The following is an 8508-nucleotide window of genomic DNA, read 5'->3' as shown; positions in this document are numbered from 1 at the left end:
TTCTTGTGGTGGGGATGTATCAAAAGTTCAGTGGCCAGCTTGGGTAAAATGCAGCGGTGATAGCTGAGTTGTGTCAGGGATAGATCAGTTTGAGTCGGTCATTGCTACTCGGAATTAGAGATTCGGAAATGGTTCAACCTCGTCAGTGAACAGATTTTAACATGACCCCACTTCGCATTTTCATTAGCAGCGTACAGACGGAGTTCGCACAAGAGCGAGCGGCGTTGCGCGAAGGCGGTGCTGGAAGACCTCGATTTTGAGCGAATCATTCGCTTCATCCGCACTGCACGCAGAGCCAGACAGTTTCCGTTGACAGAGGACACATCTCCTGAGGAGTTGCTGGAGCATCTGAAACTGTTGAACAACGGGCGGTTGACGAATGCAGCGGTGTTGTTATTCGGGAAGGCGCCTCAGCGGTATCTCATTTCTTCCGAAGTCAGATGTGCCCACTTCCACGGGACTGAGGTCGCCAAACCGATTCCGTCCTACCAGGTCTATAAGGGCACGGTATTCGAACTGGTTGACCAGGCGGTAGATTTCGTGTTGAGCAAGATCAATCGGTCAATAGGCACACGCACGGAGAGTGCTCGCGCTCCTCGTATCTATGAAATTCCAGAAGAAGTTGTGACAGAGGCCATTGTCAACGCAGTGGCGCATCGCGACTATACGAACAATGGGAGTGTGCAGGTCATGCTCTTTGCGGACCGGTTGGAGGTCTGGAATCCCGGCAGGCTACCGCCGCCACTGACACTGGAGAAGCTGCGGGTCGCACACACGTCAGTACCTGGCAATCCTCTGCTGGCGGAATCTATGTACCTTGCGGAATATATCGAACGGATGGGAACGGGGACGCTGGATATGATCCGCCGCTGTGTGAAGGCGGGTTTGTCAGAACCGGAGTTCGCTGTTCCCCAGGGATTTGTAACGACGGTTTGGCGAGCAACACTTGCAGAGCAAGTAGGGGGCCAAGTAGGGGGCCAAGTAGGGGGCCAAGTAGGACCTCGAGCTGGGGTCCAAGCTGTATTGTCACTTAAAGAGGTCGCTATGCTGCAGGCGTGCGCCCAAGGTGCAGTTCCGAGTGAAGTGTTGCTGACTGCCGCAGGTTATTCGAGCCGAACGAGCAGCTTCAGAAAGTGGCTTGACCGACTCCTGCATGGAGGATTACTGGAAAGGACTGTTCCTGACAAACCGCGTAGCTCATTGCAGAGGTACCAATTAACGGACAAAGGACGGGCTGCTCTTTCAGATCTGAAGACAAGGGATACAGAGGCATGAGCGAGAGTCAGAACATCGAATGGAAAGAGACGTGGCGGGACGAATAGCTGAAATGGGTTTGCGGATTCGCCAACGCTCAGGGTGGCGACGGTTTGTGGTTGAGGTTTCCGTTCTCCGCTGCGTATCAAGTGCCCGATTCCCCTGTTGGTAGTGCCACTGCCCCAAAGGTTACCCCAAAAACTAACCAGATGTCTACCCAAGAAACTACCCAAGAATAAAAAAAACTAGGGAGAAAACTAGGGAGAAAACTAGGGAGAAAATTTTGACCCTGATCGCCGCCAATCCCTCAATCACCACAGCGGAACTGGCGAACCGACTCGAAATCACGGCAAAGGGAATCGAGTGGCAGATCAGTAAGCTGAAAAAAATGGGTGTCCTTGAACGGATCGGGCCTGCCAGGGGAGGCCATTGGAAAGTAGTGGAGACGCAGGATGAGTAAGGTCGGACAACGGGAGATCCGCACGCAGAAGCGCGTGATTGCGTTTTTCAAGAATGCGCTGGGCTATGCCCTTCTCGGCAACTGGCAGGACCGCGACAATAATCGCAATCTCGGGGAAAACGTGGCGATGATAGCTGAGTTGTGTCAGGGATAGTCCAGTTTTAGGCTACAAAAGACTGAGGATCAGTACAATGAAACGTTCGGAACTTCTCGAACTGATAGCCGGGGGTGAGAACTCTGGTGTAGAGTTTAAGCGGGATGATTTGCGCCCGGAACAACTCGCGAGGGAGGTGGTGGCACTCGCCAACTTTCAGGGGGGGCGCGTCCTTCTCGGCGTGGAAGACGACGGTTCCATCACCGGCATACAGAGAGATCATCTCGAGCGTTGGGTGATGGATTCCGTATTCGGACGCTTGGTGCATCCAATGATACTGCCGTTCTACGAGGAAGTTCCTATAGACGATGTGCGCCGTGTCGCGGTCATTACGGTTACGCAAGGAGCGACCAAACCCTATGTCGTGTGGTATCGCGGCAGGGAAGATATTTATATACGGGTTGGCAGTACGTCTCAACTGGCTTCGCGTGAGCAGCAAGCGCGGCTTTTCGCTGCTGGCGGTTTGATTCACACAGAGTTATTGCCGGTTTCCGGTAGCGGCCTTAGCGATTTGAGCCGAGAGCGACTGGCGGATTATCTCACAGCGATTGTCGGAGATCGAGATGTACCGGAGACCGACGAGGCGTGGAACGAGCGGCTTTGCGCGTTGGGATTTATGGTCGAGCGGGAGGATGGCCCGCCTGCCTGTACGATTGCCGGGTTGATTTTGTTCGGTTATCGACCGCGCCGCCTGTTGCGCCATGCCGGTATTCGCTGGATGTGTTTCGATGGGGAGGATAAGACTTATGAGGCTCTTGACGATCAGGTGATTGAAGGGCCGCTTGTCGATCTCTGGCGGGTATTGTCGGGGGGGCGTGAACTTGTGGAAAAGGGTCTTATTGAACGCCTTGCCGATGCAATGCGTCCATTCGTGTCCGAGGAGGCGGGGCAAGTAGATGAGTCTATGCGTCGAGAACGGCGTTGGCACTATCCGCTGGACGCGCTTCGCGAAGGCATTGTCAACGCGCTCACGCATCGGGACTGGACGCGGTACGAGCAAATCGAGGTGGCCCGTTACGCAGATCGCATTGAGATTACAAGCCCCGGTGCGTTGCAAAATGGCATGACAATTGAAAAAATGGTCGCCGGTCAGCGCATTCCCCGCAATTTGCTTATCTCCGAGACATTGCGGGACTATAGCTATTCCGATGCGCGCGGCATGGGGGTGAGAAACAAGATCATTCCTCTGATGCGGGCGCAAAACGGCGTTGACCCGGAGTTTGAGGCGACAGAAGATTACTTGCGGTTGACGCTGCGCCGAGGCTCACTACAGAGTTCAGGATAAAGGGCATTTTTCAGGCAATTTTAATCGACATTTTTATTATAATACATTTATTTGCAAGGGGATATATTCAGATGACTATAGATGTTAAGTGGGAACGGAAAAACGGGGTCTTGATTGCACTGCCCACCGGTTCTATCGACACGATTACTGCTTCTGAATTTCAGAGTGTCCTGGAATCTGGTATTGATCCGGGAGAGCAGGCATTGATCCTGGACTGTGAACAGGTATCCTTTATCAGCAGCGCGGGGATTCGGATTTTTCTGATCTTTGCCAGGGAATTTAAGGCATCGGGCAAGCAATTTGGAATTTGCGCCCTATCTGATCCAATTCGCAAGGTTATGGCGCTCGGGCGTTTTGATAAGATCATCTCGGTTTATGATTCTCAGGCCGCGGCAATTGACGCATTCAAGAGCAGTTGAGCTACAGAGGATCGAAATAGGTCAGGTCAGCGCCGTGATTTTCCATCGCGAGTACCGAGTCTCCTTTCAGGCGCACTTTGATGTCTCGCGTGCGGTGTTTCAATACGATTTCGCGCTCGGCGAGGGGAAAGCGTATTTCGATGGGGGTGTTGACCTGAGGGTCGGGGATTAAGAGATAGCCATTGGAGTACGTGGAGCGTTCGGCGACGGCGATATCGGATGGATCGACCCAGGTCGGGATGCGGACATACAGGGGACCGGGAGATTTGACGGTGATTCTCAGGCAGTCATTTGTATAGGGCGATTCGACTTTGATATGTTCGGTTTCGATATCGAAATGGAGATTCACCCGGTGGATTGAGGATTCGGTGCGTACGGCTTCGCGGAGGATTTCGCAGAGTGAGCCGACGCCCCCGCCTACGATGTCTGTGTTGAAGCTGATCCGCTCGAAGCCGAGTGGCGCGTGACCATAAGGTGCGGGGAAGCCAAAGCCGCCGAGATGCCGGTCTGCGACCTGGCGAAGTCCGTCTATGTTGTGCGGATTTGGCGGGTCTTCGATGAAGCTGTTGTCGCGCAATTGCGAAGGCAATATGTGACATCTCGTAATGCGCTCGGCGTCTTCGAAGTATTCGGTATATCCCTTTCTGCCCAGTATCAGGGCTGTTTCAACAATATCGCCCGTGTTGTTGATCTCTCCGCGATCGGGGCTCGCATCATCTCCACTGTTCTCAATTACCCATCCAATTTCATCGCGGATTTCCCATAGTCCATTGTCGTAAAATGCTTTGACCCGGTTGAGCAATTGCGCATCGTCGAGAAGGTCTGCGAGTTGTGCGAGCGAAGACATGACGCATGTTGTCGAATGGGTATGCGCTCCAAAGCTTTCGCGGTCGTAAGCACCCGATTCGAGGAAAAATTCGCGGGTCGTTTTTTCTTTCAGGATTACGGCGAGTTCGAGTGCAGGTCCGTAGCCCGTGGCGCGGTAGTATTTGACCAGGGGACCGATTGATCGCGCGATGCCGGTGATGAAGGTGTTCTCGCGGACTTCTATGCCGTGCTCATTTTCAAGGCGATTGAAGTCCCAGCCTGTATCTGGTTTGAATAGCTCGAATATGTCCCGGATGCTGTTCTCGGCGATTTCCCGCGCGCGATCGGAGTTTCTGTATTTGACCAACGGGTACAGAGCGTGGAAGCCTTCGCGCACGTTGTGGGTCGTGAAGCCGTTGACAGGTCCATCGACCTCTGTGCGGTTGAGGGGTAGCGCGACCGATCCGCTGTAGGAGAAGAAGGCGGCGTTGGCGTGTTTTTCAATTGCATCGGGATCGACTGAAATGCCAGCGGCGTCTTCGGCGTTGAGCAATGCGTTGAGGTGCCGGCCGGGTACGTGTGACTCGGTGTGTACGCCGCTGAACCGCAATTGTGGGTTTGGGCTGACTTCGGAACCGAAGAAGGGCATGTCGTTGTCGTCCGCGTTGAAGACATTGCTCATCATTCGGCAGCCCAGGCGGATCGCGTCGGTGATGTCGGTGGTGTTGATGTTGGAGAGTTTCATTTTATAGGGCCTGTTTAAGGGTGATTTCGCAGGGGTTTGATATTTATAAATCCCTTTTTTTTTGTAAGATAATGGGTAAACTTTCACTTGACAATGGGAATTGGAGTCCATAAACTTATATTCAGGTTAGTATATATGTTTTTTCGTCGCAGTTTTTTCACCCCTAAAGGAGGTAGAGCATGAAGAACGTTTACAGTGATGTTTTTCGCCCGCCGGGATTTTGGGTGGCACTGTTGTGTACAGTGTTTCTTGCCTTGCCGGTTGGGTTGCAGGCGCAGACCACGGGGAAGATCGCCGGGCGCGTTACAGACGCGGATTCTGGCGAGCCGTTGCCCGGAGCCAATGTCGTAGTTGTAGGTACAAGGATGGGCGCAACGGTCGATGTCAACGGCGAGTATTTCATTTTGCGCGTGTCGCCGGGCATTTACGAAGTGCGCGCTTCTCTCGTGGGTTATCAAAGCGTTTCCAAGACCGAGGTGGAAGTGCTTTTAGATCGCACCGCGACGGTTGACTTCCAGCTCAAAGAATCGACGGTCGAGTTGGACGCCATTGTGGTGACAGCCGATCTCGATCCCGTGCAGATGGACGTATCGTATGCGCAGCAGGCGATTACGCAGGAGCAGCTCGAAACAATTCCCGTTGGTGCGCGCATTCGGGACCAGGTCGCCACGCAGGTGGGTTTAGATAAAGATGCATGGGGTATTACCATTCGCGGTGAAAACGCCATGAACATCGGTTTCAATATGGACGGCGTGACCGCGGCTGACAATCGCCATCAGCGCGCTTATACATCTTTTTCAAAGACCGCGATCAAGCAGGTTCAGGTGCTCACGGGTGGTTTTAATGCCGAATACGGGAATATCCGCGGCGGAGTCGTGAACTTTGTGACCAAAGAACCCAGCCAGTTTTTTGTGTCGGCAGAAGGCACGTACAATCCCGCTGGCAAGAAACACTTTGGACCCAATCTCTATTCTGAAGAAAACTGGTGGGATGTGGGGCGTTTTCAGTCTAATAGTCCTACCGAAGACCGCAATGGAGATGGAGAGCCGGACTTTATTGGCTGGAACCAGGAACTCGCAAATCGCACAGCCGGTGGACAACAATGGGTGGCTGGCGTAAGTGGCGATCCCATTACCACTGTTGAGCAGGCCAGGGGGATATGGGCCTGGCAGCATCGGAGTCATGACGGAGATGATCCGTATGCCGACGGTCCATTTAACGCAAATCCGGAAGACCGCGATTACGATTATTTGTGGGATATTACGGTTGGTGGTCCGATTTTGAAGGACAAGGTGGGGTTCACGGCGTCGAGCCGCAAGGAGCGCATGGCCTATCCCTTTGATGTGGCCACGGTTTCTTATCGGGACAATACCACACAACTCAAGCTGACGTTTACCCCCACTGCCACGACCAAATTGAGTGTGCAGTATATTCGGGGGTTCCAGCACGGGAGCCATCAGGGCAATAATGTGGGCGTGCCACAGCGCACACAGCAGGCGGTTTTTGAGAACTATAACCATTCGCGCATGTTTATGCCCGCTGCCGAATTCCAGAAGATGCTAATTGAGCGCAATCACGGGTTGGTCTCCTGGACACACACTTTGTCGGCCAAGACGTTTTACAACTTGACGGCGCGATTTGGCGGTGCGGATTGGACCACGCAATGGCATCCGCAAAAACTGACCAACGCGCCCGCAATGGCTATCCACACAGATGGTTCGATGGAACAGGTTGACGAGAATAGTGCCGATGCGGCCAGAGCGCGGGGTGCCGTGGTTCTAAACGAAGCGCCCTTTGGCTGGAATTACAAGCCCGGTGGCAATGATATTCTCAATATTTTCCGAATGCAGGGCGGTGGCGGCAATAGCCGTGCAGGCGACTGGTCCACCATGGATGATCTCGATATTACGGCTGATTTCACGAGCCAGATTACCCCGCATCACCAGATTAAAGCCGGTGTGCAGGTGCATCATTTCAATTTGCACGAAAACCGGGGTATGGTGCCAGCCGCAGTTCCCGAATACAGCGATCCCATTTACAAGGATGAGTACGAAGGCCCGCGCGTCAGTTCAACCGATGACGTGATCTTTCCGTGGACCGGGCGCAGCGATCCGGACCTGCCCAGCGGAGGCGATATCAACGGGGATGGCGTTTTCAATGAATCGGATGTGCCTTCGGGCGGCGCAACGGGTGACCACAACAACTATTTTGTGAAAACCCCGATTTTCGGCGGCGTCTTTTTCCAGGACAGGATGGAGTATCGCGATATTGTGGTCAATGCCGGTGTTCGTCTGGATTGGCATCGCCCCGACCTTTATTTTGACCTTCCAAATGAAACCCATTTCCCGTGGTTTGGCAGAGATGCCGAAGCTGTTTATCGCGCGGTGCGCAAAGTGCGCCCGCCAACCGATTGGGCTTTTAGCCCCCGTTTTGGCGCTTCTTATCCGATTACGGATTTGAGCAAAATGTTCATCAACTACGGGCACTTTAACCAGATTGTGAATACGCGCGATATGTATCGCACGCAGAGCGGTTTGGGGCAGTCGCTGGAGTTTTTTGGCAATCCGTGGATGAAGATGGAGCGCACGATTCAGTATGAAATGGGATATGAACGCAGCTTCCAGGGCCAGTATCTTTTGACGGGAACGGTTTATTTCAAAGATGGCGAGAACGAAGCCTGGCCCGCCGTGCGGATCAGGGGGGCATTTAACACGGGTGCTCCTCGCAACACGCAGAATGCCTTTGTGACTGATGCGCGCGGGCTGGAACTGAAGTTGCAGAAGACGCGGGGCCAGTTCTTTACCGGTTTCTTGTCTTATGATATTCGCCAGGCGCGGGTTCGCAACACAGCGTGGCAAGATATCCGCGATGCGAAGACGGTTTCAACGCCTTCGACAACCGTGCTTGAGAATAGCCCGAACAATGCCGCGCCGCCATTTAAGGCAAAGCCCCAGATAAAGTTGGGCGGCAATTTCCGAACGCCCCTCGATTACGGCGGCGAACAGCGGATGCTCAAGGGCGGCTGGAATCTCGGTTTCTACCTTGATCGCGAGGCCGGAGAGTGGTTCAACTACAACCCGGGCAATGCGGATGCTTCGCTGATCAATGTGCTCAACGCGCAGTGGGTTGATGAATACGCCGCGCACCTGCGCATTTCCAAGATGTTCGATATGCCGGGATCGCCTATGCTATTCATAGAGATTTCCAACCCGCTCAACTTCCAAAATACGCACACCCTGGGCGGCGGCAATCGCAACGACCTTTTTGGGACTGCGCCCGAAGACACGCCCAGAGGAGGCGTGGGGAGCTTCGGCGGTGGCCAGGCCTTTGTATATTCCGGCACGAATACTGGCAATCGCTTCCGCGCGTATATGGAATCGATAG

7 protein-coding genes are annotated in these 8508 nt (G+C 53.7%); 6 read left to right on the top strand and 1 reads right to left on the bottom strand.

What is annotated here, in order from left to right; genetic code table 11:
* Window positions 1–237: 237 nt before the first annotated feature.
* The 5 genes from OXG87_19385 to OXG87_19365 all read left to right on the top strand — a co-directional run bounded on the left by OXG87_19385 (window position 238) and on the right by OXG87_19365 (window position 3572).
* The gene (locus OXG87_19385; GenBank protein MCY3871718.1) at window positions 238–1275 is read left to right on the top strand and encodes a hypothetical protein; all 1038 of its coding nucleotides are present in this window, start codon (window positions 238–240) and stop codon (window positions 1273–1275) included.
* 214 nt (window positions 1276–1489) lie between these two features.
* Complete coding sequence (locus OXG87_19380; GenBank protein MCY3871717.1) at window positions 1490–1714, top strand: winged helix-turn-helix transcriptional regulator; 225 nt, start codon at window positions 1490–1492, stop codon at window positions 1712–1714.
* Window positions 1707–1868, top strand: a complete 162-nt coding sequence (locus tag OXG87_19375; GenBank protein ID MCY3871716.1) for a hypothetical protein — start codon at window positions 1707–1709, stop codon at window positions 1866–1868. The genes OXG87_19380 and OXG87_19375 overlap by 8 nt, the downstream gene beginning before the upstream one ends.
* Before the next feature lie 37 nt (window positions 1869–1905).
* Complete coding sequence (locus OXG87_19370; protein ID MCY3871715.1) at window positions 1906–3153, top strand: putative DNA binding domain-containing protein; 1248 nt, start codon at window positions 1906–1908, stop codon at window positions 3151–3153.
* A 71-nt stretch (window positions 3154–3224) separates the two neighbouring features.
* Window positions 3225–3572, top strand: coding sequence for an STAS domain-containing protein (locus OXG87_19365; GenBank protein MCY3871714.1), 348 nt, complete (start codon window positions 3225–3227; stop codon window positions 3570–3572).
* Between the two features lies 1 nt (window position 3573).
* On the opposite strand, the gene OXG87_19360 is transcribed toward OXG87_19365, so the two are convergent.
* Window positions 3574–5124 (bottom strand): hypothetical protein, encoded by a 1551-nt coding sequence (locus OXG87_19360; protein ID MCY3871713.1) that lies wholly within the window; start codon window positions 5122–5124, stop codon window positions 3574–3576.
* A 179-nt stretch (window positions 5125–5303) separates the two neighbouring features.
* Between OXG87_19360 and OXG87_19355 the strand changes: the two genes are divergently transcribed.
* On the top strand, window positions 5304–8508 hold a 3205-nt coding region (locus tag OXG87_19355; protein MCY3871712.1), incomplete at its 3' end, for a TonB-dependent receptor.

This window comes from Gemmatimonadota bacterium, from assembly GCA_026706845.1.
Taxonomy (GTDB): Bacteria; Latescibacterota; UBA2968; order UBA2968; family UBA2968; genus VXRD01.
This window is presented reverse-complemented; position numbering and strand designations above follow the sequence as displayed.

Bases quoted from the DNA above. Each gene is read 5' to 3' on its own strand.
- OXG87_19360 (MCY3871713.1), bottom strand. From the start codon at position 5,124: ATGAAACTCTCCAACATCAACACCACCGACATCACCGACGCGATCCGC.
- OXG87_19375 (MCY3871716.1), top strand. From the start codon at position 1,707: ATGAGTAAGGTCGGACAACGGGAGATCCGCACGCAGAAGCGCGTGATT.
- OXG87_19370 (MCY3871715.1), top strand. From the start codon at position 1,906: ATGAAACGTTCGGAACTTCTCGAACTGATAGCCGGGGGTGAGAACTCT.
- OXG87_19365 (MCY3871714.1), top strand. From the start codon at position 3,225: ATGACTATAGATGTTAAGTGGGAACGGAAAAACGGGGTCTTGATTGCA.